Annotated in this window: 31 protein-coding genes, 2 tRNA genes and 1 riboswitch; of the genes, 23 read left to right on the plus strand and 10 right to left on the minus strand. The window is 69.9% G+C overall.

Going from position 1 to position 26134, the window contains the following annotated elements; translation table 11 throughout:
* Window positions 1-15: 15 nt before the first annotated feature.
* Window positions 16-1266: a DNA double-strand break repair nuclease NurA gene (locus IEX84_RS01720; protein WP_188869247.1), complete on the plus strand. Its 1251-nt coding sequence runs from the start codon at window positions 16-18 to the stop codon at window positions 1264-1266.
* Here IEX84_RS01720 and IEX84_RS01725 read toward each other — a convergent pair.
* Window positions 1263-1598, minus strand: a complete 336-nt coding sequence (locus IEX84_RS01725; protein ID WP_188869248.1) for a DUF7113 family protein — start codon at window positions 1596-1598, stop codon at window positions 1263-1265. The two genes, IEX84_RS01720 and IEX84_RS01725, sit on opposite strands and share 4 nt — an antisense overlap.
* Window positions 1599-1691: 93 nt before the next feature.
* On the opposite strand from IEX84_RS01725, the gene IEX84_RS01730 reads away from it, so the two are divergent.
* Both IEX84_RS01730 and IEX84_RS01735 read left to right on the plus strand, forming a co-directional pair.
* Complete coding sequence (locus IEX84_RS01730; protein WP_188869249.1) at window positions 1692-3584, plus strand: ATP-binding protein; 1893 nt, start codon at window positions 1692-1694, stop codon at window positions 3582-3584.
* A gap of 51 nt (window positions 3585-3635) precedes the next feature.
* Entirely contained in the window at window positions 3636-4061 is a 426-nt protein-coding gene (locus tag IEX84_RS01735) for a universal stress protein (protein ID WP_188869250.1), read from the plus strand.
* 248 nt (window positions 4062-4309) lie between these two features.
* Here IEX84_RS01735 and IEX84_RS01740 read toward each other — a convergent pair whose 3' ends face one another.
* A complete protein-coding gene (locus IEX84_RS01740; protein ID WP_188869251.1) occupies window positions 4310-4477 on the minus strand; it encodes a hypothetical protein in 168 nt (55 codons plus the stop codon).
* Window positions 4478-4730: 253 nt separating this feature from the next.
* On the minus strand, window positions 4731-5720 hold the full coding sequence (locus IEX84_RS01745) for a KaiC domain-containing protein (protein WP_188869252.1): 990 nt from the start codon (window positions 5718-5720) through the stop codon (window positions 4731-4733).
* Between the two features lie 129 nt (window positions 5721-5849).
* On the opposite strand from IEX84_RS01745, the gene IEX84_RS01750 reads away from it, so the two are divergent.
* Window positions 5850-6677, plus strand: coding sequence for an NAD(+)/NADH kinase (locus tag IEX84_RS01750; RefSeq protein ID WP_188869253.1), 828 nt, complete (start codon window positions 5850-5852; stop codon window positions 6675-6677).
* Window positions 6678-6728: 51 nt separating this feature from the next.
* On the opposite strand, the gene IEX84_RS01755 is transcribed toward IEX84_RS01750, so the two are convergent.
* Window positions 6729-7532, minus strand: a complete 804-nt coding sequence (locus IEX84_RS01755; protein WP_188869254.1) for a TrmB family transcriptional regulator — start codon at window positions 7530-7532, stop codon at window positions 6729-6731.
* A 120-nt stretch (window positions 7533-7652) separates the two neighbouring features.
* The gene (locus tag IEX84_RS01760; RefSeq protein ID WP_188869255.1) at window positions 7653-9272 is read right to left on the minus strand and encodes a DUF255 domain-containing protein; all 1620 of its coding nucleotides are present in this window, start codon (window positions 9270-9272) and stop codon (window positions 7653-7655) included.
* A 129-nt stretch (window positions 9273-9401) separates the two neighbouring features.
* Here IEX84_RS01760 and IEX84_RS01765 point away from each other — a divergent pair, with 129 nt between their 5' ends.
* Together IEX84_RS01765 and IEX84_RS01770 are read left to right on the plus strand one after the other, a co-directional pair.
* Entirely contained in the window at window positions 9402-9989 is a 588-nt protein-coding gene (locus IEX84_RS01765) for an FxsA family protein (RefSeq protein ID WP_188869256.1), read from the plus strand.
* A gap of 99 nt (window positions 9990-10088) precedes the next feature.
* Window positions 10089-10162 (plus strand) — tRNA-Ile (locus IEX84_RS01770).
* On the opposite strand, the gene IEX84_RS01775 is transcribed toward IEX84_RS01770, so the two are convergent.
* Window positions 10144-10668 (minus strand): hypothetical protein, encoded by a 525-nt coding sequence (locus IEX84_RS01775; protein WP_188869257.1) that lies wholly within the window; start codon window positions 10666-10668, stop codon window positions 10144-10146. The genes IEX84_RS01770 and IEX84_RS01775 overlap by 19 nt on opposite strands.
* A 55-nt stretch (window positions 10669-10723) precedes the next feature.
* Here IEX84_RS01775 and IEX84_RS01780 point away from each other — a divergent pair, with 55 nt between their 5' ends.
* Window positions 10724-10969 (plus strand): hypothetical protein, encoded by a 246-nt coding sequence (locus tag IEX84_RS01780; RefSeq protein WP_188869258.1) that lies wholly within the window; start codon window positions 10724-10726, stop codon window positions 10967-10969.
* Entirely contained in the window at window positions 10966-11370 is a 405-nt protein-coding gene (locus IEX84_RS01785) for a PIN domain-containing protein (RefSeq protein WP_188869259.1), read from the plus strand. The genes IEX84_RS01780 and IEX84_RS01785 overlap by 4 nt, the downstream gene beginning before the upstream one ends.
* Before the next feature lie 156 nt (window positions 11371-11526).
* Here the strand turns inward: IEX84_RS01785 and IEX84_RS01790 are convergent, their stop codons facing one another.
* A complete protein-coding gene (locus IEX84_RS01790; RefSeq protein ID WP_188869260.1) occupies window positions 11527-11778 on the minus strand; it encodes a hypothetical protein in 252 nt (83 codons plus the stop codon).
* 146 nt (window positions 11779-11924) lie between these two features.
* Here IEX84_RS01790 and IEX84_RS01795 point away from each other — a divergent pair, with 146 nt between their 5' ends.
* The 6 genes from IEX84_RS01795 (at window position 11925) to IEX84_RS01820 (ending at window position 15108) form a co-directional block, all read left to right on the plus strand.
* Entirely contained in the window at window positions 11925-12122 is a 198-nt protein-coding gene (locus IEX84_RS01795; RefSeq protein WP_188869261.1) for a hypothetical protein, read from the plus strand.
* Window positions 12123-12171: 49 nt separating this feature from the next.
* Window positions 12172-13239, plus strand: a complete 1068-nt coding sequence (locus IEX84_RS01800) for an anthranilate phosphoribosyltransferase (RefSeq protein WP_188869262.1) — start codon at window positions 12172-12174, stop codon at window positions 13237-13239.
* A gap of 153 nt (window positions 13240-13392) precedes the next feature.
* Entirely contained in the window at window positions 13393-13944 is a 552-nt protein-coding gene (locus tag IEX84_RS01805) for a peptidylprolyl isomerase (protein WP_188869263.1), read from the plus strand.
* Between the two features lie 37 nt (window positions 13945-13981).
* Window positions 13982-14320, plus strand: coding sequence for a ferredoxin (locus IEX84_RS01810; protein WP_188869264.1), 339 nt, complete (start codon window positions 13982-13984; stop codon window positions 14318-14320).
* A 46-nt stretch (window positions 14321-14366) separates the two neighbouring features.
* Window positions 14367-14449, plus strand: a tRNA-Leu gene (locus tag IEX84_RS01815).
* Window positions 14450-14676: 227 nt separating this feature from the next.
* On the plus strand, window positions 14677-15108 hold the full coding sequence (locus IEX84_RS01820) for a universal stress protein (RefSeq protein WP_188869265.1): 432 nt from the start codon (window positions 14677-14679) through the stop codon (window positions 15106-15108).
* A gap of 1 nt (window position 15109) precedes the next feature.
* Here IEX84_RS01820 and IEX84_RS01825 read toward each other — a convergent pair whose 3' ends face one another.
* Both IEX84_RS01825 and IEX84_RS01830 read right to left on the minus strand, forming a co-directional pair.
* A complete protein-coding gene (locus IEX84_RS01825; protein WP_188869266.1) occupies window positions 15110-15466 on the minus strand; it encodes a fluoride efflux transporter FluC in 357 nt (118 codons plus the stop codon).
* Between the two features lie 52 nt (window positions 15467-15518).
* Window positions 15519-15923: a CrcB family protein gene (locus tag IEX84_RS01830; RefSeq protein ID WP_188869267.1), complete on the minus strand. Its 405-nt coding sequence runs from the start codon at window positions 15921-15923 to the stop codon at window positions 15519-15521.
* A 4-nt stretch (window positions 15924-15927) separates the two neighbouring features.
* Window positions 15928-15992, minus strand: a riboswitch (Fluoride riboswitch).
* 79 nt (window positions 15993-16071) lie between these two features.
* Between IEX84_RS01830 and IEX84_RS01835 the strand changes: the two genes are divergently transcribed.
* The gene (locus tag IEX84_RS01835; RefSeq protein WP_188869268.1) at window positions 16072-16551 is read left to right on the plus strand and encodes a DUF5813 family protein; all 480 of its coding nucleotides are present in this window, start codon (window positions 16072-16074) and stop codon (window positions 16549-16551) included.
* Between the two features lie 13 nt (window positions 16552-16564).
* Here IEX84_RS01835 and tmk read toward each other — a convergent pair whose 3' ends face one another.
* On the minus strand, window positions 16565-17152 hold the full coding sequence (tmk, locus tag IEX84_RS01840) for a dTMP kinase (protein ID WP_188869269.1): 588 nt from the start codon (window positions 17150-17152) through the stop codon (window positions 16565-16567).
* Between the two features lie 187 nt (window positions 17153-17339).
* On the opposite strand from tmk, the gene IEX84_RS01845 reads away from it, so the two are divergent.
* From IEX84_RS01845 to IEX84_RS01880, 8 genes are all read left to right on the plus strand, one after another.
* On the plus strand, window positions 17340-18227 hold the full coding sequence (locus tag IEX84_RS01845) for a complex I NDUFA9 subunit family protein (RefSeq protein WP_188869270.1): 888 nt from the start codon (window positions 17340-17342) through the stop codon (window positions 18225-18227).
* Between the two features lie 186 nt (window positions 18228-18413).
* Window positions 18414-19595, plus strand: coding sequence for a tubulin/FtsZ family protein (locus IEX84_RS01850; protein WP_188869888.1), 1182 nt, complete (start codon window positions 18414-18416; stop codon window positions 19593-19595).
* Window positions 19573-20358, plus strand: a complete 786-nt coding sequence (locus IEX84_RS01855; RefSeq protein WP_188869271.1) for a hypothetical protein — start codon at window positions 19573-19575, stop codon at window positions 20356-20358. The genes IEX84_RS01850 and IEX84_RS01855 overlap by 23 nt, the downstream gene beginning before the upstream one ends.
* Before the next feature lie 46 nt (window positions 20359-20404).
* Complete coding sequence (gene cofC, locus IEX84_RS01860; RefSeq protein ID WP_188869272.1) at window positions 20405-21022, plus strand: 2-phospho-L-lactate guanylyltransferase; 618 nt, start codon at window positions 20405-20407, stop codon at window positions 21020-21022.
* A 25-nt stretch (window positions 21023-21047) separates the two neighbouring features.
* Window positions 21048-21458: a hypothetical protein gene (locus tag IEX84_RS01865; RefSeq protein ID WP_188869273.1), complete on the plus strand. Its 411-nt coding sequence runs from the start codon at window positions 21048-21050 to the stop codon at window positions 21456-21458.
* A gap of 68 nt (window positions 21459-21526) precedes the next feature.
* A complete protein-coding gene (cofG, locus tag IEX84_RS01870) occupies window positions 21527-22615 on the plus strand; it encodes a 7,8-didemethyl-8-hydroxy-5-deazariboflavin synthase subunit CofG (RefSeq protein ID WP_188869274.1) in 1089 nt (362 codons plus the stop codon).
* 201 nt (window positions 22616-22816) lie between these two features.
* On the plus strand, window positions 22817-24517 hold the full coding sequence (locus IEX84_RS01875) for a nitrite/sulfite reductase (RefSeq protein WP_188869890.1): 1701 nt from the start codon (window positions 22817-22819) through the stop codon (window positions 24515-24517).
* A complete protein-coding gene (locus IEX84_RS01880) occupies window positions 24510-26057 on the plus strand; it encodes a Coenzyme F420 hydrogenase/dehydrogenase, beta subunit C-terminal domain (RefSeq protein WP_188869275.1) in 1548 nt (515 codons plus the stop codon). The genes IEX84_RS01875 and IEX84_RS01880 overlap by 8 nt, the downstream gene beginning before the upstream one ends.
* The last annotated feature ends 77 nt before the right edge of the window (window positions 26058-26134 follow it).

The raw sequence follows: 26134 nt of genomic DNA on the forward strand, positions 1-26134 counted from the left end.
GGCGACGCCACGAGTATGACCCTCGACCCCGTCCACTTCGCCGGCATCCCCGACCTCGTGCGCGACGTGCGCGGCGGGGCGGACGAGGCGGAGCATCGCGCGGACGCCGAGCGGGTGTGGGAGACGTACTTCGACCCGCTGTACGACGACGGCGCGGTGCTGGTACCGGTGACCGAGCAGGGACGCTACCTGGCCGACCTGACGGAGGCGGGCGCGAGCGACCCGGCGTTCGACGCCGTGCACGGCCTCGACTCGGGGACGGTGAACCCGCGGGCGTTCAAGAACGGCATCGTGCTGGACGTCGCACAGGCGGCGATGGGCGCGATACCGGGGGACACGGCCCTCCACCGGAACCGGACGGTCATCGCGACGATGCTGCGCCGCGACCGGACCGAAGAGACGCGCGAGTTCGACGATGTCCCGTGGACGCGACAGGACGAGGGGTACTGGCGCGGGAAGGCCATCGACGCGCCGTACGTCGAGCGCAACGAGCGCGGGGTCGTCCACGCGCTCAGCCTCTACCTCGCGGAGAGCGAACACGCCCTAACGCACTTCGAGTCGGTCCCCGAGTTCCTCCTCCTGGACGGCCCGCTCTACCCGAAGGTCGTGACGAACTGGCTCGACCAGACGGAGGAGCTGGCGACGCTCCCCGCCGAGGACGGGTTGACGCGCCGCGTCATCCGGAACTACCTCGAACTCGTCGAGCGCGCCGTCGAGTCGGACACCGTCCTCGGCGGGTTCGTCAAGAACGTCTCCTCGCGCGGCGTCGTCGCGGCGCTCTCGGGGAAGACGCACGCGCCGTGGATCGACGACGCCGAGCTGTTCGGCCAGCTCTTGGAACGCCGCGACGACGACGGCGAGCGCGTCACGGACGACCTCGCGTACACGAACTGGTTCCGCTCGCGGGTGGGGTACGACCGGGAGTTCTCGACGCTCGGCGAGCGCCTCGACCTCGACCTCGAACTCGACCCGGCCGCCTACGAGGTGGCGTTCTGCGTGCTGTACGACCCGCGGACGGACACCGTCTACAAGGCCGAACTCCCGCGGGCGTTCGCGGAGGACGACGCGATCCGCGAGCGCGTCACGGCGCAGTTGGTCCGCGACGTCGCGGGCGAAACGGGGCCGCCCGAAGCGGTCGGGCGCGCGGACGAACTCGCGCGAATCAGCGTCGGGGAGACGCGAGAACTCGTCACGGCGATGGCCGAGGCGATGGACACCGAGCCCCGGGAGGGGTACGACGTGGACCGCTGGGGAATCGACGCCTAGCGCGGGTGGTCGCGCTCGACGGAGACGGTGACGTCGTCGGGGTCGACGCCGATGCGCGCGAACTGCGTGCGGACGTGCTCGCGGGCGGCGGCGACGGCCTGGTCCCGGGTGTCGAAGCCGCGGGGCATCGGCGACTCGAAGGCGACGCGGACGTCCTCGCCGTCGACCTGCTGGACGAGGCCGCCGCTCTCCACCTCGTAGAACTCGTCGCAGACCCAGACGTAGGGGGCGTCCTCGTCGGGCGCGCCCTTGAACGACGGGGCGTCCTCGCCGCGCTCGTACACCGTGCCGGTGAGTGTGGTGCCCGCCGCGGAGCCGCGCACGAGTAACATGCGAGCGGCTAGGAGCCGGACGACGAAAAACCGTGTGGCGGTCGGGTGCGCGCGACGAAAAGACGTTTAGGCGCGGCCGGTGTTTCGCGTGACATGACAGAGGAGGACCTCGGGAGCTTCGCCGACTTCGGGGGGGACGGCGACGACGGCGAGGACGCGTCGGCGAAAGCGTCGGACGGCACGGACGTCGACGCCGACGCCGGCGGCGAACGCGGGCGCGAACGTGGGCGCGGGTCGAGCGACGACGCCACCGACGCGACGGACGAGGCGGGGGACGCCTTCGAGCGCGTCGCCTACGAGGGCGCGAGCGGGGACGGCCTCGGCGTCCTCGCCGTCTCCGAGGGGCTGCGGATCGGCCAGCGCGAGGACGAGACGCGCCTCCGGGCGTACGTCACGAGCGCGAACCGCTCGAACGTCCGCCTCGGGCGCTACCTCGTCGCGCCCTACCCGGACGGCGAGTCGCTGTTCTGCAAGATCGTCGGCCTCGAGTACGGCCAGCGCTTCCACGGCGACGACGCCAACGAGATTCACGCGCGGCGCGCGATGGACGGGAGCGGAATCGACGAGGACGACTACACCTTCATCGCGGACCTCGAACCCGTGAGCGTCCTCTACCGCGACGGCGGGGAGCTGCGCCGACGGATGCCGGACCGCGTGCCGAAACCCGAGACGGTCGTCCGGGAGGCCGACGACGACGAGGAGATCAAGACCGCGCTGAAGATTCCCGACGCGGGCGTGTTCCTCGGCCACCTCGCGGTCGGCGGCGAGAAGGTCCGGACGGGCGCGACGCCGCCGACCATCGACTACCGCGTGACGGACGACTACGCGACGGGCGACCCGCTCGCGTTCCGCCACACGCTCGTCGCCGGCGGGACGGGGTCGGGGAAGACCCACACCGCGAAGAACGTCCTCCGGCAGTACCTCTCGACGGAGCGCACCTACCCCGTCGAGGCGGGGAGCGACCGGGAGGTGCGGGCCGCAGTCGTCCAGTTCGACCCGCAGGACGAGTACGCCCAGATGCACGACGACAACCCCGAGGCGGGGCCCGAGGACGAGCGCCGCTGGGAGCGCGAGGGCGTCGCCTACGGCGGCCACGACGACACCGTCGCGTTCGTCCCGACCGTCGGGAACGCGACCTACACGGCCGCCCACCACGGCGCCGAGCAGATTCCCTTCACCGTCCCGTTCAGCATGGTGCGGAGCCGGCCGTGGCTCGCCGCCTCCGCCGGCCTCAACGACAACCAGTACCCCGCCCTCCAGACGCTCCTCTCGCGTTTCTTCGACCAGCACGGGGACGCGGGCACCTACCGGGAGTTCTGCGCGTTCCTCGACGATCCCGCGCTGAAGGAGGAGCTCGACGAGTCCGGGCGGATACACGAGGCGACCTACGAGGCCGTCTTCCGTCGCGTCCGCGGGATGCCGAACGGCGTCTTCGACCAGGACGCCCGGCCGATCACCGAGCTCGTCGAGCAGTTCGTCAAACCCGGGCGGCTCTCCGTCGTCCCCACCTACCACGTCAGCGACTCGCGCGCCACCGAGACGGTCGTTCTCGCCCTCGCCAGCCTCCTCGTCGACGAGAAGCTCTCCAGCGACCCCCGCTTCCCTCGAATCGCGGAGACGCCGCTCATCGTCGGGATGGACGAGGCGCACAACTTCCTCGCGGACGCCGACACCGTCCAAGCGCGACAGGTCGTCGGGAAGTTCACCGACGCCGCCAAACAGGGCCGCAAGGAGCGCCTGGGGCTCTTCCTCATCACGCAGGACCCACAGGACGTCGCGGAGAGCGTCTTCAAGCAAGTGAACACGAAGGTCGTCCTCAACCTCGGCGACGAGGACGCCATCAAGAGCGTCAACATCCCCCCGGCGCTCGCCGAGAAGGTGCCCTACATGGAGACGGGGCAGATGGTCGTCTACTCGCCCGACAACTCCGAACCCGTCGAACTCCTCGGACTCCCCACCTGCCTGACGCGCCACGGCCGCGGATAGCCCGTCGAGCCGGCCCCCACTCTTTTCTGGCGGCCGAGCGAACCCCGAGACATGACGCGAATCCTCGTGCCGATAGACGGCTCCGAACAGTCCGACGACGCCCTCGAATACGCCCTCGAGGAGTTCCAGAGCGACGACATCACGATTATCAACGTTATCGACCCCATCGAGGCCGGCTACACCGCCCAGGCCACCGTCCCCGGCTACTCCGAGGAGTGGTACGAACAGGCAGAAGAGGAGGCCGAGACGCTCTTCGAGGAGGCCCAGGACATCGCCGACGAGTACGGCGTCACCCTCGACACCGTCACCGAAGTCGGCCGGCCCTCGCGCACCATCGTCGACTACGCCGACGACAACGACTACGACCACATCATCATGGGGAGCCACGGCCGCAGCGGCGTCACGCGCGTCCTTCTCGGCAGCGTCGCCGAGAGCGTCGTCCGGCGCTCCACCGTCCCCGTCACGATCGTTCGTTAGCACGCGACCTTTTGTCGCGCTTGAGCGCGCGAAGCGCGCTCTACGCTAACAAAAGCTCGGCCAAAAGCACCGTCGGACCCCCTTCGGGGGTCCTCGGGCCTCGCGCCGTCGGCGCGAGTGAATCGCGGACCTACCGGGTTCTTCGAACCACTCGGTCCGCGAACGCTACCGCCGTGGTTCGTCGGCGCTCGTCGTCGAAGGGGTCCAGTTCACGTAAGCACTCATCAGCCACCGCTAGAACGATATCCTTACTCGCCGTACGTTCGGTTAATCAGCTGCGGAACCATCACGCCGACAATAATAACCTCGGCTATCCCTGCCCACGTCGGGAGGTCAATTAACTGTGTCATCACGTAGAGAACGACAAGTGATAGCAACCCGAAAACGATGATGACTCGATTCTCGCGGGAGATCACATAAATAATAGGTTGTAATTCAATAAATACTTTCGCCACGGCTAACAGTCGATGAACGATCTATGTCACTACGGCTTCCCAGCCGAGCTTCCTATCCCGCTAAGCATCCGCGAGCGAGCGGCTCGAAGAGCCCGAGCGAAGCGGTTCACTCGCGCCGGAGGCGCGAGGCGCAAGCACCCCCGTAGGGGGTGCGACGCGCTTTTGGCCGAGCTTTTGCCAGCGCGGCCGAAGGCCGCGCACAGCAAAAGGTCGTCTAGAAGATGTTCGCCTGCCGATACACGCTGATCCCGCTGTTGGTAATCTCGTAGGGTTTGGTCTCGCGGGAGTGGTTGGCGTCGCGTATCTTCTGTATCTCGACGGCGAGGCGGGTCTCGCGGAAGTCCTCGGGGCGGACGTAGCGGAGGACGACGACGCCGTCGGTGAGGTACTCGATGATGCCGTGGCGGGAGGCGAAGGCGTTGTCCTGGTCGGCTTCGCTGGTGAGGAAGGTGGTGACGCCGGCGTTCTTGAGGGCCTTCGTGAAGTCGTAGATTTCGGTGCGGCGGGTGGCCTGGTCGTCGTACATCATCTCCAGGAGGGAGACGGAGTCGAGGACGAGGCGTTCGGCGCCGAACTCCTCGACGAGCTGGGGGAGTTCGTTGCGGATGCTGGAGAGGGAGTTGGCCATCTCGATGGGGTCGAGGTCGACGACGGCGAGGTCGCCGTTCTCGACGTGCTCCTCGAAGGGCCACCCCTTCTCGCCGGCGCTCTGGACGACGCGCTCGTAGCTCTCCTCCAAGGTGATGTACGCGCCCTTCTGCCCGTTCTCGATGCCGTGCTGGAGGAACTGGAGGCCGAAGGTGGTCTTCCCGGTCCCGGCGCTCCCGATGGTGACGAGGAGGCTGCGCTCGGGGATGCCGCCCTGCACCATCTCGTCGAGGCCGTCGACGCCGAACTCGATGCGCGGGATGTCGGATTCGAAATCCTCGTCGGCGAAGTCGTCGCTTCCGCCGCCCCCGCCGCCACCGCCGAAGCCGAACTCGCCGGGGTCGGGTTCGTCGCCGGCGTCGAAACCGAAGTCGCCGCCTCCGCCGCCCCCACCACCGCCGCCGTTGAAGGCGTCGGCGAAGTCGTCCGCGTCGTCGGCGGCGCCCTCGCCGGCGTCGCCCCCGCTGGCGTCGAAGGCGTCTGCGAAGTCGTCGGGGCCGTCGCCGTCGAAGGCGTCTGCGAAGTCGTCGTCGTCGCCGTCGTCCTCACCGGACACGGCACGCTCCCCCGTGTACGTTCGCGGCGTCCGTCATTGGGTACTGGGACAGTCGCGGACGGCAAGAAGGTTCCCCCCGCGGCGTCGCACACGTGTGCCTTTTTGAATGGGGGACCCCTCGGCGTTCGTATGCGCGTCGGGATCGTCGCTCAGCGCGGAAACGCCCGTGCGGCCTACCTCGCTGCGGACATCGGCGAGATGCTCGCAGCGCGGGATGCGGAGACCTGGTACGACACGGAGACAGCGGACGCCATCGACGTCGATGGGACGCCGGTCGAGGAGTTCGACCGCTGCGACCTCGTGGTGAGCATCGGGGGCGACGGCACGTTCCTCTTCGCCGCCCGCGGGGCGGGTTCGACGCCCATCCTCGGCGTGAACCTCGGCGAGGTCGGGTTCTTGAACGCCGTCTCGCCGGACGACGCGGTCACGGCGGTCCGCGAGGAGGTCGAGCGCGTCGCGGAGACGGGGTCGGTCCGCGCCCGCGAGGTCCCGCGAGTGCAGGCGGAGGGCGGTCAGGAGTGGTCGCTGACGCCGGCGCTGAACGAGGTGGTCGTCCAGGGCCCGAAGCGCGGGCACGGCCAGGGCGTCGAGATGGAGGTGCGCGTGGACGGGTCGCTCTACACGGCGGGGCACGCGGACGGCCTCCTCGTGGCGACGCCGACGGGCTCGACGGCGTACAACATGAGCGAGCGCGGACCGCTCGTCCAGCCGGGCGTCCCGGGGTTCATCGTGAACGACATGTGCGCGACGGACACGATGCCGCCGCTCGTCGTGCCGCTGGACGCCGAGATAACCGTGCGCGTCGACGGCGCTGACGAGGTGGTGGTGTCCGCGGACGGCGCGAGCCGCTATCACGTCGAGATTCCCGAGATAATCACGTTGACGCGCGCCGACGAACCCGCGCGGGTCGCCGGCCCGGAGAGCGACTTCTTCCAGGCGCTGAACAAACTCGAGTAACGCGGGACGGCGGAGAGAGAGCGGCGCGGGCGGGAGCGCGAGAGCGGCGCGTCAGCCCTCGATGGGGTCGGCGGCCTCCCACCCGCGGTCGAAGGCCTCGCGGACGCTCGTGGCGAACGACGGGTCGGTGAGGTCGATGACGGCGAAGGCCTCCTCGGGCGCGATTGGGTTGCGGAGGTCGAGACAGACCTCGACGCCGTCGACGATGGTGACGTCGCCGTGGACGGAGTCGCCGACGCGCGCCTCGAAGTTCTCGTACTCCTCGAGGAGCGAGAGCGACGGGTCGCCCGCTGCGTCCGGGACGTCTTCGAGGAGGGCGGGCGAGGCGAGGAAGCGGACGGTGACGTCGCGTTCGAGCGCGTCGACGAGGTGGTCGGCGATGCGGTTCGAGGCCGCATCGACGTCGACGCCGGCCGGGACGGTGTGCGAGACGCTGTGGATCGACTCGTCGGCGTCGTCGATGCATTCGACGAGGCGCTCGATGGCGACGTCCGCGCCGACCTCCGCGGTCCAGTAGCCCTCGTCGGGTTCGGGCGGTCGGGCGAGTTCGCCGCGGAGTTCGTCCGCGACGGTCGCGTACTGGTCGGCTTCGGCGTCGAGTTCGCGTTCGCGGGCGGCGAGGAGTCTGTCGAGCGCGGCGTCGGGGTCGACGGCGACGTACTTCTTCGGCCGGCTGGCGTCCTGGGAGCGCGCGAGCTGGCGGGATTCGATGCTCCCGAGGACGTCGTAGATACGTCCCATCGGGACGTCGCTCGTCTCGGACAACTCGCGTGCGGTTGCCGGGCCGGCGTCGACGAGCGCGCGATAGGCCTCGGCCTCGTACTTCGAGAGCCCGAGGTCCGTCAGGTCCGACATACGGGAATACTGAGTCGGACCGGGGTTAAACCTGTCGAGTGTTTGTATCGCCACGCCCCGCCGGCTCGACGGGCGACGGATGCGGTGGGGCGTGGCGCGGTGTCGCCGGGCAAGTGTGAATCAGACGTGCTCGGCGACGAGCGCCGTCAGCTCCTCGGGGTCGGTCGCGGGGCCGTGGAGGTCGCCGCCGATGGCGACGAACGCGGCGCCGTCCTCGACGCCGTCGGCGTCGGGAACGACGACCTTCTCGTGGTCGGCGACGCGGAGCGCCGCGCGGTGGAGGTCGGTGCCGGGGGCGTCACCCACGCGGACGGTGAGGGGGCGCTCGACGGCGCGGGAGGCGGCGGCGGCGTAGTCCGCGACCTGCACGCCCATCCGGTCGGCCGCGCCGGCGAACGCGCCGATGGCGTCGCGGGCGGCCGCGCGGTACGCGTCGTCGTCCGTGAGCGCCGCGAGGTCGAGGAGACCGTGGGCCATCGTCGCGTTGTCGTCGATGGGGTGGAGCGGCTTGTCGAGGAGACCGACGGCCTCCTCGGGGCCGTCGCGGAACGCCGCGTCCTGCAGGGTCTCGACGGCGTGGTCGGCGACCGCGGTGGCGACGTCGAGGTAGTCGGGGTCGACGGTCTGCGCGCCGCGGGCGAACGCGACCGTGAGCGCCGCGTGGTCCGTGAGGATGCCGCGGGGCGCGTCCGGGTCGTCGTAGCGCGCGACGACGCCGTCCGCCACGAGCGTCTCGGCGAGGTAGTCGAGGGTGCGCTCCGCGTAGCGCTCGGCCGTCCGGTCGTCCGTGTACGCGTAGTAGGTGAGGAGGGCGTCGGCCGCGCGGGCGTTGTTGCCGGCGTACGCCGTCGCGTCGACGCCGGGTTCGTCGTCCGCGGCGCGCTCCGACGGCGGGCGCTCGAAGTAGTCGCCGGGGTGTTGGCTCCCCGCGAACGCCTCGCCCGTCCAGAGCGTCGAGGTGAGGTAGTCGACGGCGTTCGACGCCGGCCCCTCGTACGTCTCGCGGCCCGTGTAGAGGTAGGCGTTGGCGAACGCCCGCAGGAGTCCCGCGTTCGTCGAGAGCAGTTTCTCGCGCTGCGGGTCGCTCCAGTCGCGGGCGTGCGCGAAGCGGTAGAAGCCCCCGTCGTAGTCGTCCGCGAGGTTGCGGCTCACGGCCTCCAGCGTCCGCAGGGCCTGCTGGCGCTCACGTTTCAGCGCGAAGTCGATGGTCCGCGGGAGCGGGAACTTCTCGTTCGTCGCCCACCCGCCGAAGCGGTCGTCGTACTGCTCGCCGAGCTGGCCGGCGACGAGCGCCTCTATCTCGTCGGTGACGGGGCCCGCGGGCGGCTCCTGCCCGCGGAGGGCGCGCGGGACGCGACCCGCCTCCTCGCCCTTCTCGTCCCACGTCTCGCGAACACGGTCGAGGACGCCGCGGAGGCTCTCCGCCTCCAGGTAGGTCGCGCCCGCGATGAGGTCGCCCGAGGGCGTGAGGAACACCGTCGAGGGGAACCCGCCCATGTTGTAGCGCTCGCGGACGCGCGGGTGTCGGTCGGCGTCGGCGCGAACGGGCACGAACTCCTCGTTGACGTTCGCGGCGACGGTGGGCACCGAGAACGCGCCGCGGTCCATCTCCCGACAGCGCGCCGACCACGACGCGACGAGCGAGAGCAACACGGGCGTGCCCGATTCCGCGGCCTCGTCGAACGCCGCCGGCCCCCACGGTCGCCACTCCACCTTCGTCCGTTCGGCGGACTCGTCCATACCGACGCGTCGCGCGGCCCGCGGGAAAGCGCTTCGGAGACGGCGGAACGCGAAGACGGACGCGTCGCGGCGCGACGACGCGAAACCTCGAAAAGCCCATAACGCGCGAGCGGCCTAGTCCGAGCAGAGATGGCAAAGCGCCTCATCGCGGGACTCCTGTTGATCCCGCTCGCGGACGCGCTCCTCCTCGTCGCGTCGAGCGCGTTCCTCGACTGGCGGCTCATCGTCGCCCTCGTCGTGCTCACCGGCCTCCTCGGGATGCTGGCCGTGCGCGCCGAGGGCCGACACACCCTGCGGCGCATCCAGCGCTCGCTCGCGCGGGGCGAGCCGCCGACGGACGAACTCGTCGACGGCGGCCTCCTCGTCGCCGCCGGCGCGTTCCTCCTCACGCCGGGGTTCGTCACCGACGCCGTCGGCTTCCTCCTCGTCTTCCCGCCGACGCGCCGCCTCGTTCGGGGCGTCGTCAAATCCCGGTTCGTCGTCCCCAAGATGGACGAGATGACCGGCGGCTTCGCCACTGGGAACGTCTACACCTTCGGCTTCCCGAACGACGACGGCGGGATGGGCCCGATGGGCGGGAACGGCCCCGAACCCGGCGCGGGCGGCTCCGGTTCGAGTGGAACCGGGAGCGCCGGCGCGGGCCGCGACGGCGACACCGTCGACATCGACGAGGACGCCTACGACGTCGAGTTCGACGACGACGATACGAGAGCGTAGAGAGACCGCCCGACGGCGTGGCAACCGATGTCTCGCTCCCCCCGAAAGGAAACTCTTAACCTTCCCACCCGGCAACGAAGTGATGGACGCAGCGGACGCGGGCTAGTAGCTCAACTAGGTAGAGCGCCACTCTGATAAGGTGGAGGCTTGCGGTTCAAATCCGCACTGGCCCATCCGAAAAGAAGTCGCGGTCGTCGCCGTCGTCGATATTCGCTGTGCTGTCCTCGTCGGTACTCCCGTCTACTGGTGGCTGTGGTGGTGGACTCATCGTGTTCGTCGACTTCGTCGTTTCAGCGAGTAGCTCACTCCGCGTGAGCATGCTCTCGCGCGCTCTCCTGACGTCGTAGTGCTTCCTGATGACCTTCGGCGTCGCGTTCACGCGCTCCGCGAGTTCTTGGATCGGCCAGCCACGTCGGAGGTGGTCGCTAATCGACCCGCGGCGGATGTCGTGCGGTGGCCGGACACTCGGGCATTTCGAGGCGTACTCGCGTCCGTCTGCGGCGTCGCACGTCGCCGGGTCACGGTCGTGGGGACAGTCGCCGATGAGGCAGGGTTGGGTGAGATTGTAGCTCGTCGTTCGAAGCCAGCCCGTGTTACTCGTGGAGAGGTACACGTCGACCGGGAGGAGAAGCGTATTCAGGGTGAGAAGAAGGAGATCGGTTCGACCGGGTCGGGTCATACGTGTTCTTGGGGTTCGAGCATTCTAGTTCTACTGTCCTACTACTGGGGAAGGGGTGAAGTGTGTCGACGGCGTAAACGAGAGTATGGGAACGAGACAGATGCGGGTGAGTGAGGACCTGTACGCTCGAGTGCAGTCCGAGAACCGGGAGGATGAGACGCTGGCGGAGACGCTCGATCGTCTCGTCGGCGGCTACGGCCTCACCGACTTCGCGGACGACGTCGCCGAACTCGACATCGACGTAAGCGTCGAAGAAGCGACCGACGGGTCGGTCGGAGCGACGCCGCCGACCCACGAATGATACTCGACACGCAGTACCTCGGCGCGCTCGCGGATGGGAACGCTGCGGCCCGGGAGAAAGCGGCTGAACTCGACGAGGAGGTCGTCCCCACCCGCATCCCGGCCGCCGTCATCTGGGAGGTGTTCACCGGGATCGGGAACGCGCCGCTCGAAGAGCACGGAAACGAGTTGCGCGCGCTCTACGAGAAGCTGATCGCAAGTCGCTCCACCGTCGCCCTTACGCCCGAAGTGGCGCGTCGCGCGGGCGAGCTGAACGGGACCCACCTGAAGTCGGATGTCGTGACGGAGCTCGATGGCGCTGACTCGGTCGTCGCTGCGCACGGATTACTGCTCGACGAGCCGGTGCTCTCGAACGACGCTGATTTTCTGGATGTCGACGGCCTCGACGTCGAGACGTACTAACTGTCGACGGCTTCAGAAAGAGCGGGGGGTATCTCGCGTCGACGTCGGGGATGTGGACGGCGAGCGAGAGCGACGTCGCCAGCTCGTGCGTTCCGAGCTCGGACGGCGATGGTTCCGACTTCCGCGTCCGCGTCGTCCCCTTTCGCCAGTTGATGGTCAGCCAGCTCTCGATCTGCTTCTCGCGCTCGCTCGTGCCGACCGCCCCCGGTCGTCGGCGACGTCGTCCTCGACGACCGCCTCGGCGTCGACACCGAGGTTCGACTCGAGGACGTCCGTCTTCCCGTTCTTCTCCCGCCGGTCGACGCGGACGCGCCCCGGCCGACTACCGAGGCCGCCCCGGTCGATCACGCCGCGCCCGTACACCGGATGGGGGACCGGCTGGCCGTCCGACCACTCTTCCGCGCTCACGCTGCGACACCTCGGCTGAAGAGCAGTCGACCCCGACGGACCCGCACTGGCCCACTCCTCTTCCCGACGTTCCGTCCGCCGTCGCCGATACGCTTCTGTCGCCGTCGAACCGAACCGTTGACCCTCGGGGCCGTCCAAGCGGTCGTATGGGCGAGACGTACTCGCGGTGGACGCTGGCCGCCCTGGCCGTCGTCGGAATCCTCGGGCCGGGGATGGCGCACTACTACCTCAATCGGGCGGGCTACCCGCTGGTGGCGAACGTCGTCTTCGTCGTCGGCTACCTCGGCGCGGCGTTCCTCCTCTGGAACGGCTGGCTCCGGCACGTCGACATCGGCGCGAACTGAGCCGGCGCGGAGGGGAGCGTTTACGGCCGTCGCGTCCCACTCGGCGTGCATGGCGAGCGAACAGGAGTCGGGGGAGTGGCCGCTGAAGCGACTGATGAGCGAGGTCGTCGGGTCGGGGCCGAAGTCCGCGGAGGACATGACGGGCGCACAGGCGACGGCGGCGTTCGAGCGCATCCTGCGCGGCGAGCCGGACCCGACGACGCTCGGGGCGTTCTGGCTGGCGAACCGCTGGAAGAAGAACACGCCGACGGAGCTCGCGGCGTACCGCGACGCGATGGCGCGGTGCTCGGTGGCGTCGATGGCCCCGGACTGCGACCCCGTGGACTGCGGGGCGAACTACGACGGGAAGGGCCGGACGGCGCTGCTCGGCGTCGCCGCGGGGCTCGTCGCGGCGGGCGCGGGCACGCCCGTCGTCGTCCACTCGGCCGACCGGGTGCCCTCCGGGGAGGGCGTCGCGTACAAGCACGTCCTCGACGAACTCGGCGTGGAGACCGACTGCTCCCCCGGCGCGTCGGCGGCGATGACGGACGAGGTCGGCTTCGGGTTCTACTACCAGCCGAACTTCAACCCGGGCGTCCACGACCTGCTCGACCGGCGCGAGCAGATGGGCGTGCGGACGTTCCTCAACACCGTGGAGACGCTGGCGAACCCCGCGAACGCGGACGTCCACCTCGGGAGCTTCTACCACCTCTCCTTCGCGACGAAGCTCACCGAGACGGTCGCGGCGAGCGAGACCGCGAGCTTCTCGCGCGTCCTCCTCTTCCAGGGGCTGGAGGGGTACGACGACGTCCGGCCGGGCTCGACGACGGTCGCGGAGTGGGACGGCGACGACCTCGACGACTTCACCATCGAGACCGCGGCGTACGGGATGGCGATGGAGGAGGCGGACCTCGAAGTCGCGGACGTCGCCGCGGACTCCGCGCGCATCACGGAGGCGGTGTTGACGGGCGAGCGGACGGACGGCTTCGCGGACGCCGTCGCGCTCAACGCCGCGCTCCGCCTCTACGCCGCGGAGGACGTCGCGGACATCGAGGAGGGCCTCGCCGTCGCGCGCGAGACCATCGAGAGCGGTGCGGCCGCGGACGCGCTCGCCGACCTGCGGGCGTTCGAGGCGTAAGCGGGGGCCACCGAGGGCCGACGAGGACCGAGGGGCCGAGGGACCGAGGACCGCCGCGCCCGCGGGACCGGCCGCGTCCGACCGTCGCCGCGTCCGTGGGCCCGAGCGCCCGCGCACCGGTGGCGTTTTCCGTTCTTGCGCCCACCCTCGGGTATGAGCGACCTGACGGCGACGCTGCACACGAGCGAGGGCGACATCGAGATCGAACTCTACCCGGAGAAGGTGCCGACGACGGTCGGGAACTTCGTCGGGCTCTCGAACGGGAAGATCGCGTGGGAGGACCCCGAGACGGGCGAGGTCGTCGAGAACGAGGCCTACTACGACGACGTGCCGTTCCACCGCATCATCAGCGACTTCATGATCCAGACGGGCGACCGGACGGGAACGGGTCGGGGCGGCCCGGGCTACCAGTTCGACGACGAGTTCCACGAGGACCTCCGCCACGACGACGCGGGGACGGTCTCGATGGCGAACTCCGGGCCGAACACGAACGGCTCGCAGTTCTTCATCACCCTCGACGCCCAGCCGCACCTCGACGACCGGCACGCGGTCTTCGGGCAGGTGGTCGACGGGATGGACGTCGTCGAGGAGATCGGGAACGTCCCGACGGACCGCAACGACGAGCCGATGAAGGACGTCACGCTGGAGTCCGTCTCGATGAACGGCGACACGCGCGACGTCGACTACTCGGGCCTCGGCGTCTAGAGCGAAGCCTCAAGCGCCCGCGGAACGGAGACGACGTATGAGCGACTCGGACGAGCTCGACCCGGCGCGAATCGGCGAGGGGGACGCCCCGCCGGTCGAGGAGGCGCCCTACAAGGTGCTCTTCGAGGCGAACAAGTGCTTCGGCGCGGGGAAGTGCGCCGCCGTCTCGGAGAACTGGGAGATGGACCTGGCGAGCGGGATGGCGCGCCCCGCGACATATTTCTTCGGCGAGGACGACCTCGCACACAACGTCGCCGCCGCGGAGGCCTGTCCCGCGAAGAAGGGCCGCGGCGTCATCCACGTCGTCGACCGGCGGACGGACGAGGAGATCGCGCCCGACCCCGAGGGCGACGGGACGATCACCGTCGACTGGTGAGGGAGTAAGCGAAAACGGTTTGCGACGGCCACGCGAAACGACGGCCGCGAGAGTGGCCGAGTGGCCAAAGGCGGCGGGCTTAAGACCCGCTCCCGTAGGGGTACGTGGGTTCGAATCCCACCTCTCGCATGCTGTCGCGAACGAACGTGAGCGACGCATCGAGGCCGTGGGATTCGAAGCAGTGAGTGAAGCGAAGCGGAACGACCGCGGCTCGAATCCCGCCGCTCGCGGGCTGTCGGGGAAGGTCGCGGTTCGTCCCGCCTCGCATTGGCATCGCTCTCGGCGGCCGTCGACCCCCGCGCCGTCGCCCGCTTCGGGGACCACGTTCTTGTGTGAGGCGGATGAAGCGAGTGTGTATGTACGACCGAATCTTGGTGCCGACGGACGGCAGTCCGGAGAGCGAGGACGCAATCGACGAGGCGATGGAGCTCGCCGAGCTGACGGGCGCGACGGTGGTCGCGCTGTACGTCGTGGACACCCGCGACTACAGTTCGCTGCCGGAGTCGAAGTGGTCGACGCTGCAGGACGAACTCTACGCGGAGGGCGAGGAGGCGGTCGCGGCGGTCGCCGAGCGCGGCGACGAGGCGGGCGTCGCGGTCGAGGAGGTCGTCGCGGAGGGCTCGCCCCACGAGGTCATCCTCGACACGGCGACCGAGGAGGAGTGCGACGCGGTCGTGATGGGGACGCACGGGCGCTCGGGCGTCGAGCGCTTCCTCCTCGGGAGCGTGACGGAGCGCGTCGTCCGCCACGCCGAGATTCCGGTGATGGTCGTGCGAGTCGAGGGGTAGCTCACCCGAGGAGGAGCCACGCGAGCGCGATGGCGAGGCCCGCGCCGACGAGGTTCGCGGCGGCGTTGAACGCGGCGACGACGCGCTCGCCGTCCTCCCAGAGTCGCACGGTCTCGACGGCGAACGAGGAGAACGTGGTGAACGAACCGCACGCGCCGGTGCCGAGGAGGAGGGCGAGGCGGTGCTCCGCGCCGAGGACGGTGAGCGCGGCGAGGCAGAAGCTCCCGAGGACGTTGACGAGGAGCGTGCTCGCCGGGTAGTTCCGGACGGTGATGAGTTCGCCGACGAGCGTCCGGAGGAGCGCGCCGAGCACGCCGCCGAGGCCGACGAGGTAGGCGGGGTCGACGAGTGGGGTCACGCGAGCCACCCCCGGCGGGCGCGACGCGGTCGGGCCGGCGGGCCGGTGTGGCTCACGCGGACGCACCCCCGGCGGTGCGGCGGGCGAGCGCGCGGCCGGCGACGACGGCGGCGAAGCCGAGCGCGTACGTGGCGACGACGTTCCCGACGAGGGGGAGCACCGCGGACTGCGCGCTCTGGAGGGCGAACGTGCTGTACGTCGTGAACGAGGAGAGGAAGCCGGTGGCGACGACGAGGCGTGTCTCGGCGGAGAGCGCGCCGGCGTAGCGGGACTCGTAGAAGACGAAGCCGAGGAGGAAGGCCCCGACGACGTTGGCGAGCAGGGTGCCGCCGAGTCCGGGGACGAGGAGGCTCGCCACGTAGCGGCAGTTCGCGCCGGCGAAGCCGCCGAGGGCGACGAGCGCGAGGGTTTCGAGGCGGGCGAGGAGCGGACCGGAGGTGAGCGTGCCTGTGGACATGACTGTCTGGGCAGGCGTCATCAGCCGGCGTATCCGGCGGTTCGGGCGGACGCCATCGCCGCGGTCACGTCGTCGGTCGTCGCGCACCCACTTACGCTTCGGGATTCGGTAGCGCAACGCCCATTTCCGTCGCGGCCCTTCTCCCCCCATGAGCGACGGAGACATCCGGGGCGCGTTCGCCGCGCACCCGAAGTTCGAGGACGCGGGCGACGACGCGTACGCGCCGACGACGAACGACTGGGACGCGACGGTGACGGTCGCAGAGGGGTCGGTGACGGTGACGGTGCGCGTCCCGACGCTGTCGGCGTCGGTGACCGCGCACGACGAGGTGGCGGACGTCGTCGAGGAGGGGTGGTTCGAGACGCTGGAGCTCCGACTCGACGACGCGACGAACGTGACGCGGGCCGAGGCGAAGGGCGAGCCGATGGTGGAGCGCGACGACGGCGAAGTCGTCTTCGAGGCGACTATCGACGCGCGCCGGGAAAACGTCGCGGACGACGCGCTCGCGGTCGTGAACTACGTCGAGGGGACGTGGTTCGAGGGTATCATCCCGGGGTACGACTACCGCGAGGACGTTCAGGACCTCCGGGACCGGGCGGCCGGGAACGCGCAGGCCGACCGGCTCTGAGGAAGCGAGCGAATCACGCGACGCGCTCGTCGATAGCGGCCGCGACGCGCGCGCGGACCTCGTCGAGGGGGCGTTCGGCGTCGATGCGGACGAAGCGCTCGGGGTCGGCGTCGATGAGGCGCTCGTAGTTCTCGCGGACGCGTTCGAGGAACGCGACCTGCTCGAACTTGTTCGTCGCGCCGGCGCGCTCGGCGGCGACCTCGGGGTCGACGTCGAAGTAGAGCGTGCAGTCGGGGGGGCGAGTCCAGGGCTCGTGGACGCGCCGCACGAAGTCGATGGGGTCCTCGACCGTGCCGTCGAGGGCGACGCCCTGGTAGGCGTAGCGCGAGTCCGAGTAGCGATCCGAGACGACGACGTCCCCCCGTTCGAGGGCGGGCCGAATCGTCCGCGAGAGGTGGGCTGCGTGGTCGGCGGTGTAGAGGAAGGCCTCTGCGAGCGGGTCGGCGTCGTCGTCGCGGACGGAGCGCAGGACGGCCTCGCCGTACCACGAGTCGGTGGGTTCGCGGGTGAACGTGTAGCCGTCGCCACCGCGGGCCTCCCGGAGCGCCCCCCACGCGGTCGTCTTGCCGCTCCCGTCGATGCCTTCGAGCGTGACGAGCATACGCGTCGTTCCCGGCGGGCCGGTTTAGGCGTGCCGTCTCGACCGTCGACCGTCGAGCGCGGAGGAGGGGGACGGACGGGGGCGACGGGACGCGGCAGGCCGGCGAGCGGCGACCGGCGGGGCAGCGGCGATACGCGGCGCCGATACGGGGGGTAGCTTTAGGGTGGCTTCGTGCGAAACGCAGGGTATGAAGGTCCTCGTGACGGGCGGCACGGGATTCATCGGGACGCACCTCTGCCGTGAACTCGACGCGCGCGGCCACGACGTGACGGCGCTCTCGCGCTCGCCTGGCGACGCGGGGCTCGGCGACGGCATCGAGACGGCGACGGGCGACGTCACGGCGTACGACTCCATCGCCGGCGCCTTCGAGGGGCAGGACGCCGTGGTCAACCTCGTCGCGCTCTCGCCGCTGTTCAAGCCCCGCGGCGGCGACGAGAAACACTTCGCGGTCCACCTGGAGGGGACGCGGAACGTCGTGAACGCCGCCGAGGAGCACGGCGTCGAAGCGCTCGTCCAACTGTCGGCGCTCGGGGCCGACCCGGAGGGCGAGACGGCGTACATCCGGGCGAAGGGGCAGGCGGAGGACGTCGTGCGGGAGTCCGACCTCGCGTGGACCATCTTCCGGCCCTCCGTCGTGTTCGGCGAGGGCGGGGAGTTCGTCTCCTTCACGGAGACGCTGACGACGCCGTACGTGACGGCGCTCCCGGGCGGCGGGGAGACGCGCTTCCAGCCCATCTGGGTGGGCGACCTCGTCGGGATGATTGCCGACTCGCTCGACGGCGAGCACGACGGGGAGACCTACGAGGTCGGCGGCCCCGAGGTGCTGTCGCTCGCGGACGTGGCGAAGGCCGTCTACCGGGAGAAGGGCCAGTCGCTGACGGTGCTCTCGGTGCCGATGGCGCTCGCGGGGGTCGGGATGTCGCTCGCCGACCCCCTGCCGTTCGTCCCGTTCGGCTCCGACCAGTACCGCTCGCTGCGCTTCGACAACACCGTCGCGACGAACGACGTGACGGCGTTCGGGCGCGACCCCGACGACCTGAAGCGCCTCGACGACTACCTCCGGGAGCGACGCTGACGCGCGCCTCGCGCGCGGCGACGCGGACGTGGTGAAGCGGTCGCCGTCGGGAGCCGTGCGACTGAGTCACGCTCGCGTATCAGCGCGTGAAACGCCCGGTATCGTCGCGTATCGCCCGACAGTCCGACGGCCGTCACACCAACACTTATCCGTCTGATGGCACTCGATACAGCAACGGCCACCAGCATGAAACTCGCAATGATCGGCTTCGGACAAGCCGGTGGGAAGATACTCGATACGTTCCTCGAACACGACGAGCAGGCGGGGAGCAACATCGTCCGGGCGGCGGTGGCGGTGAACACGGCGAAGGCCGACCTGATGGGGTTGGAGCACGTCCCGGAGGAGAACCGGGTGCTCATCGGCCAGTCGCGGGTGAAGGGCCACGGCGTCGGCGCGGACAACGAGCTCGGGGCGGAGATAGCTGAGGAGGACATCGACGAGATACAGGGAGCCATCGACGACATCCCCGTCCACGAGGTCGACGCCTTCCTCGTCATCACGGGCCTCGGCGGCGGCACCGGCTCCGGCGGGTCGCCCGTGCTGGCGCGCCACATCAAGCGCATCTACACCGAGCCCGTCTACGGGCTCGGCATCCTCCCCGCGGGCGACGAGGGCGGCATCTACACGCTGAATGCCGCCCGGTCGTTCCAGACGCTCGTCCGCGAGGTGGACAACCTCCTCGTCTTCGACAACGACGCGTGGCGCAAGACGGGCGAGTCGATGCAGGGCGGCTACGCACAGATAAACGAGGAGATCGTCAAGCGCTTCGGCATCCTCTTCGGCGCGGGCGAGGTCGAGCAGGGCGGCGAGGTCGCGGAGAGCGTCGTCGACTCCTCCGAGATAATCAACACGCTCGCGGGCGGCGGCGTCTCGACGGTCGGCTACGCCGCCGAGAGCGTCGCCGACGAGAAGGAGAGCGGCGGCATCCTCTCGCGCTTTACGGGCTCGAAGGAGGAGAGTTCGCTCGACTCGGCGAACACGACGAACCGCATCACCTCGCTCGTCCGGAAGGCCGCGCTCGGGCGGCTCACCCTCCCCTGCGAGATCGAGGGCGCGGAGCGGGCGCTGCTCGTCACCGCCGGCCCCTCGAAGTTCCTCAACCGGAAGGGCATCGAGCGCGGGCGCAAGTGGCTCGAAGAGCAGACGGGCTCGATGGAGGTCCGGGGTGGGGACTACCCCGTCGAGGCCTCCGACAACGTCGCGGCCGTCGTCCTCCTGAGCGGCGTGACGAACGTCCCGCGGATCAAGGAGCTCCAGCAGGTCGCCATCGAGGCCCAGGAGAACATCGGCGAGATCGAATCGGAGAGCGAACAGAACTTACAGGAGCTCGTCGAAGACGACGACGATGAACTCGAGCCGCTGTTCTAAACTCGCGCTCGCGGCCGTCGTGCTCCTCGCGACGGCGGCCGGCGGCGCGCTCGCCGTCGACGCGAGCGGCGACGTACCGGGGAGCGTCGAGGTCGGCACACAACAGGAGACGCAGTTCACGTTCACGGAGCCCTTCTCCGGGCAGTACAACGAGTGGACGCTCCGTGGGGAGACGGAGCTGACGGACGTGACGTGGGTCGTGACGACGTACGACAACACCGGCGCGCAGGTCGATTCGCGGGTGTTGAACGGCCAGTCGTTCGACTACGACCTCGACGCGAGCGACGGCGTCACCAGGGTGACCGTCGACCTGACCGGGACGACGCCGCCGGTCGAGCGCTGGAGCTACGCGCCCGCCCAGTCGGTCACGTACGCGGCGTTCACGCAGGCCCAGCCCGGCGGCTCCGCGAGCGTGATAGAGACGTGGGACGGCGTCCGGCCGTACACGCAGGCGAGCCGGGACGCCCGGGGCGAGATAGAGCGCGCGGAGAGCGCCGTCGAGAGCGCGGCGGCCGGGGGCGCGAGCGTCGGCGACGCCCGCGACCTCCTGGAGAACGCGAAGTCCGCGTACAACGCGGGGAACTTCGACAACGCGGTCTCGCTCGCGAACCAGGCGGAGTCGCGCGCGAACGCCGCGTCGTCCTCCCAGCGCACCCAGCGCTGGGCGCTCATCGGCGGCGCGGTCGTCGTGCTGCTCGTGGTCATCGGGGGGGTCGTCTGGTGGTATCTGAACCAGCGCGACACCTACGACCGCCTCGGCTGAGCCGAACCCGCACGCCTTTTTCGCCTCGGACGGGTAGCGGACGACGATGCGGACGCTCGTCCCGTTCGACGCGACGGACCCGAAGACGCGCCTCGAGGGCCTGTTCTCGCCCGCGGAGCGCCGCGACCTCGCCGCGGTGATGCTCGCGGACGTCATCGAGGCGGTGCGCGCGGCGGGCGGCGACCCGCTCGTGGTCGCAACCGCGGACGTCGCGTGCGACGCGCCCGTGCAGGTCGACGAGCGGGCGCTGAGCGACGCCGTGAACGCCCGCCTCGAACCCGGAACGGCGGTCGTGATGGCGGACCTCGCGCTGGCGACGCCGCGCGTCCTCCGCTCGTTCTTCGCGGCGACCGGCGACGTCGTGCTCGCGCCCGGCCTCGGCGGCGGGACGAACGCGCTCGTCGTCCGCGACGACGGGTTCGCCGTCGACTACCACGGCGCGTCGTACCGCGACCACCTGCGCAGCGCCGCGGCGGCGGGCTGTTCGGTGCGGGAGTTCGACGCGACGCGGCTCGCGCTGGACGTCGACGAGCGCGCGGACCTCGCGGACGCCCTGGTGCGTGGCGAGGGACGGACGCCGGGGTGGCTCCGGGACGCGGGCGTCGCGCTCGCCGACGGGTCGGGGCGGGCGAACGTCGCCCGCCGACGGGACGAAAAGCGGTAAGGCGCTCGTGGACGACCCGTCGACGATGGACGCGCGTCTCCTTCGAACCGTCGTCGCCGCCGTCGCGTTGCTCGCACTCGGGGCCGTCGTCGGGGCCGCGACGAACCTCGGCCTGACGCTGCTCGGCGCGCCCGTCGCGCTCGGCACGCCGGTCGGCGTCGCCGTCGCGGTGACGGTCATCCTCCCGCTGGCGGACGCCTACACGCTCCTCGGGCGCGGCGTGGACACGGACACCCTCCGTGAGCGGGGGCGGGCGCGACTCGCCGCGGAGGTCGCCTTCGCGGCCGTCGGGGCGATGGCCGTCTCGGGACTGCTCGCGGCGGGCGTCTACACGGCCGACACGGCGTGGGCGTTCGCGCTCGTCGTGGCGGTCGGCGTCGCCGTCGGCTACGGGACGTTCGTGTTGCGAAACCGGGCGTACTACGCGGCGGCGTGACGCCGGACGAGGGGGCACGCGCTGTCGCCGTAGCAACCCTTTTCGGCACGCGGGCGCTACCGGCGCTCGTGTTTCCGGGCATCGAGGCGTACGACGTCGAGGTGACGGTCGCCGAGCGCGACGTGCGGGAGGCGCTCGCGGTCCGTCCGGACGACGTCGAGGCCGCCGAGGAACTCTCGTTCGCGCGGAACGTCTTCCTCCCGCTGACGACGGCGTGTCGCTACACGTGTACGTACTGCACCTACTACGACCCGCCGGGGCAGGCGACCCTCATGACGCCCGAGGAGGTCCGCGAGACGTGCCGGCGCGGCGCGGCCGCGGGCTGTACGGAGGCGCTCTTCACGTTCGGCGACGACCCGGACGAGCGCTACACCGAAATCCACGACGAGCTCGCGGAACTCGGCCACGACTCCATCCACACGTACCTCCGCGAGGTCTGCGAAATCGCCCTGGCGGAGGGGCTCCTCCCGCACAGCAACCCCGGCGACCAGACGTACGAGGAGATGGCGGCGGTCGCGGACGTGAACGCCTCGATGGGCGTGATGTTGGAGACGACGGCGGAGGTGCAGGCGCACGGCGGGCCGCGCTCGAAGGTGCCGGGCCAGCGGCTGAACACCATCGCCAACGCGGGCAAACACGGGATTCCGTTCACGACCGGCGTCCTCGTCGGGCTCGGCGAGACGTGGCGCGACCGGGCGGAGAGCCTGCTCGCGATCCGCGAACTCGACCGGCGGTACGGCCACGTCCAGGAGGTCATCGTCCAGCCGGTCACGGACAACGAGCGCTGGGACGGCGGGTCGCCCTCGACGGCGACGATGCGCCGCGCGGTGGCGATGGCGCGCGCCGTCCTCCCCGAGAGCGTCTCCGTGCAGGTGCCGCCGAACCTCATGGACGCCCGCGACGTCGTCGACTGCGGAATCGACGACCTCGGTGGCGTCTCGCCGGTGACGGACGACCACGTCAACCCCGAGTACGCGTGGCCGGCGCTGCGCGAACTGGAGGACGTCGCCGACTACGCGGGCGTCCCGCTGCGCGAGCGCCTCCCGACGTACGAGCGCTACCTCGACGAGACGTGGCTCTCGGAGCGCGTGCTCGCGGCCCTCGACGCCTCGGACGAGGCCGGCGAACGCTACCGGGCCGTCCGCGCCGACGCGTAGGAGAAAATTGCCGGTATCTGTGATGGAGTCGTTTGTCTTAAACGACGGGCGTTGTGGCGTTCGGTCGCTTTGAGGCGCGTTTTGCCGCGATTGCCGCCGTCGTCGATGCGGGCGGGATGGGACGAGAGCCGGGAGCAGGGGCACCGCTTGCGGACACAGGTACAAAGAGGGTGGCGCACGTCTAGGGTTGATACAGTGAGTCTGAACACGACCGAACAGTGGAAACAGGAGAAACATCCCCTCGACGTCGTCGATGATCTCCGCGAGTACGCCGAGGAGGAGCTCGGTTTCGAGGAGATCGAGGAGCGGGCGGGCGACGGCGAGTGGGAGCGCCTGAAGTGGGCGGGCACCTACACCCAAAAGCAGGACGGCTACTTCATGATGCGGACGAAGGTCCCCGGCGGCCACCTCACCCCCGAGCAGGCCGAGGTCATCGGCGAGGTTGCCGACGAGTACGCCGTCCAGCCCGAAGAGGAGTACGAGGAGGTCAACGACGACTACTGGGGCGACGCCTACCTCGACATCACGACGCGACAGGACATCCAGATGCACTGGATTCGCGTCGAGGACATCCCCGAGATATGGGACAAGTACGACGAGGTCGGCCTCACCACGATTCAGGGGTGCGGTGACTCCGCGCGCAACGTCCTCGGCTGCCCCGCGGCGGGCCTCGACGACCACGAGTGCTTCGACGCCCAGCCCGTCATCGACGCCGTCAGCGACTACTTCACGGGCAACCGCGAGTTCGGCAACCTCCCGCGGAAGTTCAAGATGACAATCACGGGCTGCAAGCACGACTGTGCGCAGTCCCAGATCAACGACGTCGGTCTCGTCCCCGCGAAGAAGGAACTCGACGGCGAGGGCGCCGGCTACACGTACGGCTTCCACCTCCGCGTCGGCGGCGGCCTCTCCGACGGCCCGCGGATGGCCTCCCAGCTCGACGTCTTCGTGCGCCCCGAGCACGCCGTCGAGCTCTGCCGGGCGATTGCACAGACGTTCAAGGAACTCGGCGACCGGCACAACCGCGGCGTCTGCCGGATGCGCTACCTCGTCCAGCAGATGGGCCCGGAGAACTTCGAGCAGGCAGTCCGCGACCGCTGCGACGTCGAGCTCCCCGAGAGCGGGATCGACCTCACCGAGGGGTACGTCGGCGACCACGTCGGCGTCCACGACCAGAAGCAGGACGGCCTGAAGTACGTCGGCTTCAACGTCATCTCGGGCCGCGTCGGCGGCGACGAGTTCGTGCAGGCCGCACGGGCCGCGAAGAAGTACGGCACGGAGGAGTCCACGGTGCGACTCGCAACCGACCAGAACTTCCTCATCACGCACGTCCCCGAGGAGAACGTCGAGGACCTCGTGAGCGAGGAGTTCGCGGCGGACTACCAGCCCGACCCCGGCCCGTTCTCCCGCGGCGCGGTCGCCTGTACGGGCACCGAGTACTGCAAGTACGCCATCATCGAGACGAAGGCGCGCACGAAGCAGTGGGCGCGCCAGCTCGACGAGCAGATCGACACGCCCGACGACCTCGACGTCGTCCGGATGCACATGTCCGGCTGCTCGGCGTCGTGCGCGCAGCCCCAGATCGCGGACGTCGGCTTCCGCGGCGAGACGGTGAAAGTCGAGACCGCGGACAACTCGGAGGACGACATCGTCGAGGGGATGGACTTCGGTCTCGGGGGAAGCCTCGGTGCCGACAACGCCTTCCTCGACTGGGTGGAGACCGCCGTCCCCGCCGGGAGCGTCACCGACGCCTTGGAGGAGCTGTTCGCCGCCTACACCGAGGAGCGCACGGAAGGCGAGCGCTTCTACGAGTGGACGCGCCGCGTCGACAACGACCGGCTGCGAAGCGTGATGCAACAGGCCGACGCTCCGGTCTCCTCGGGGGTGGCCCACGGTGACTAAGCGTACGCCGGGCGTCCCGAACGCCGGGTCGTCCGACTCGAACGAGAGCGAGAGCGGCGCCTGCGGGACGGACTGCGGCTGTTCGAGCGGCGCGGAGTCGTCCGCGTCGAACGCGTCGGCGGACGTCCGCGCGGACGGTGGTGAGGGACCAGCGGGGTCGCGAGGAACGTCGGAGCTGCGCTCCGACGGTGGTGCGGTGAACGTCGACGAGAACGGCCAGCTCAACGACTTGGAGTTCACCGAGCCCTCGACGGGCAAGAGTCAGGACGTCGACTCGCCGGGCGCGGAGCCCGACAAGCGCGTCGGCGTCCCGGAGGGCGTCGACCTCGACACCCCCGAGTACTCGATTCGCTCGGAGATGAACGACATCGACACGCCCGACGACAAGACGTGGTTCATGGAGCTCGACGAGGCGGTCATCGACGCCGACCGCTGTATCCAGTGCGGGACCTGCGTCGCCGCCTGCCCCTCGGACTCCATCGGCGTCGGCGAGGACGGTCATCCCGAACTCGTCAAGATGTGTACGGGCTGTTCGATGTGTTGGGACTTCTGCCCGCGCGGGGGGATGCGCTACGAGCGCCAGTGGAAGATAACCGGCGGCGACGACAACGTCTCCGGCGCCGGCGACCCCATCACGGAGTTCACGGCACAGGTCCGCGACGACTGGCACGGCGACGCCCAGGACGGCGGCGTCGTCACCGCCGTCCTCTCCACGCTCCTCGAAGAGGGTGAGATCGACGGCGCGCTCGTCGCCACCGAATCCGAGGAGGACCCGTGGAAGGCCGAGTCCTTCCTCGCCACGAGCCACGAGGACCTCGTCGAGAACGCCGGGTCGTTCTACAACCAGACGATGGCGCTCGGCAACCTCGACCCCGAGCAGTGGGAGCACAAGCTCCCCGAGAAGGACCTCGCGGACGTCAGCCTCGCGCTCGTCGGCACGCCCTGCGAGATCGAGGGCATCCGCGCCCTCCAGGACTTCGACTGGTCGAAGGGCGCACAGACGGAGCTCGTCGAGGCCGTCGACTACCGCATCTCGCTGATGTGCACGAAGAACTTCAACTACGAGCGCCTCATCGGCGAGCAGCTCGCCGAGAAGCGCGACATCTACCCCGAGGACATCGGGAAGATGGACGTCATCGAGGGCGAGATGCGCGTCTACGGCAACGACGGCGAGCAGATCATCGCCGAGGACGTCAACGAGTTCCACGACGCCACCCTCAAGGGGTGTGACGAGTGTGCGGACTTCACCGGCATGACCTCCGACATCACCGTCGGCTCCGTCGGCTCCGCGGACGGCCACTCCTCCGTCATCGTCCGCACCGAGCAGGGGATGAAGGCGTGGGAGGCCACCGAGTCCGTCCTCGAACACCGCGACCTCGACTCGCGCAAGGCGGTCGGCAAACTCCAGGGCTGGGACAAGAAGAAGGCCTTCGAGGCGCTCGAACGCCCCTTCGACCCGGACGCCCCGCGCTTCATCGACTACACCGACCACGCCGAGTACTACGGCACGCAGGTCGCGCCCCACGACAAGGGCCACTAGACGCTCGCGGCTCTCCGGTTCTCCTCGTTTCTTCCGTCTCGCTTTTCGTCCCCTCCCGTCTTTCCTCGCGTCGTCGT

It is taken from the genome of Halarchaeum rubridurum, assembly GCF_014647115.1.
GTDB classification, from domain to species: domain Archaea; phylum Halobacteriota; class Halobacteria; order Halobacteriales; family Halobacteriaceae; genus Halarchaeum; species Halarchaeum rubridurum.

Coding starts and splice junctions, on each gene's coding strand:
- IEX84_RS01720 (WP_188869247.1), top strand. CDS start 16: ATGACCCTCGACCCCGTCCACTTCGCCGGCATCCCCGACCTCGTGCGC.
- IEX84_RS01725 (WP_188869248.1), bottom strand. CDS start 1,598: ATGTTACTCGTGCGCGGCTCCGCGGCGGGCACCACACTCACCGGCACG.
- IEX84_RS01730 (WP_188869249.1), top strand. CDS start 1,692: ATGACAGAGGAGGACCTCGGGAGCTTCGCCGACTTCGGGGGGGACGGC.
- IEX84_RS01735 (WP_188869250.1), top strand. CDS start 3,636: ATGACGCGAATCCTCGTGCCGATAGACGGCTCCGAACAGTCCGACGAC.
- IEX84_RS01750 (WP_188869253.1), top strand. CDS start 5,850: ATGCGCGTCGGGATCGTCGCTCAGCGCGGAAACGCCCGTGCGGCCTAC.
- IEX84_RS01755 (WP_188869254.1), bottom strand. CDS start 7,532: ATGTCGGACCTGACGGACCTCGGGCTCTCGAAGTACGAGGCCGAGGCC.
- IEX84_RS01760 (WP_188869255.1), bottom strand. CDS start 9,272: ATGGACGAGTCCGCCGAACGGACGAAGGTGGAGTGGCGACCGTGGGGG.
- IEX84_RS01765 (WP_188869256.1), top strand. CDS start 9,402: ATGGCAAAGCGCCTCATCGCGGGACTCCTGTTGATCCCGCTCGCGGAC.
- IEX84_RS01775 (WP_188869257.1), bottom strand. CDS start 10,668: ATGACCCGACCCGGTCGAACCGATCTCCTTCTTCTCACCCTGAATACG.
- IEX84_RS01785 (WP_188869259.1), top strand. CDS start 10,966: ATGATACTCGACACGCAGTACCTCGGCGCGCTCGCGGATGGGAACGCT.
- IEX84_RS01795 (WP_188869261.1), top strand. CDS start 11,925: ATGGGCGAGACGTACTCGCGGTGGACGCTGGCCGCCCTGGCCGTCGTC.
- IEX84_RS01800 (WP_188869262.1), top strand. CDS start 12,172: ATGGCGAGCGAACAGGAGTCGGGGGAGTGGCCGCTGAAGCGACTGATG.
- IEX84_RS01805 (WP_188869263.1), top strand. CDS start 13,393: ATGAGCGACCTGACGGCGACGCTGCACACGAGCGAGGGCGACATCGAG.
- IEX84_RS01810 (WP_188869264.1), top strand. CDS start 13,982: ATGAGCGACTCGGACGAGCTCGACCCGGCGCGAATCGGCGAGGGGGAC.
- IEX84_RS01820 (WP_188869265.1), top strand. CDS start 14,677: ATGTACGACCGAATCTTGGTGCCGACGGACGGCAGTCCGGAGAGCGAG.
- IEX84_RS01830 (WP_188869267.1), bottom strand. CDS start 15,923: ATGTCCACAGGCACGCTCACCTCCGGTCCGCTCCTCGCCCGCCTCGAA.
- IEX84_RS01835 (WP_188869268.1), top strand. CDS start 16,072: ATGAGCGACGGAGACATCCGGGGCGCGTTCGCCGCGCACCCGAAGTTC.
- tmk (WP_188869269.1), bottom strand. CDS start 17,152: ATGCTCGTCACGCTCGAAGGCATCGACGGGAGCGGCAAGACGACCGCG.
- IEX84_RS01845 (WP_188869270.1), top strand. CDS start 17,340: ATGAAGGTCCTCGTGACGGGCGGCACGGGATTCATCGGGACGCACCTC.
- IEX84_RS01850 (WP_188869888.1), top strand. CDS start 18,414: ATGAAACTCGCAATGATCGGCTTCGGACAAGCCGGTGGGAAGATACTC.
- IEX84_RS01855 (WP_188869271.1), top strand. CDS start 19,573: ATGAACTCGAGCCGCTGTTCTAAACTCGCGCTCGCGGCCGTCGTGCTC.
- cofC (WP_188869272.1), top strand. CDS start 20,405: ATGCGGACGCTCGTCCCGTTCGACGCGACGGACCCGAAGACGCGCCTC.
- IEX84_RS01865 (WP_188869273.1), top strand. CDS start 21,048: ATGGACGCGCGTCTCCTTCGAACCGTCGTCGCCGCCGTCGCGTTGCTC.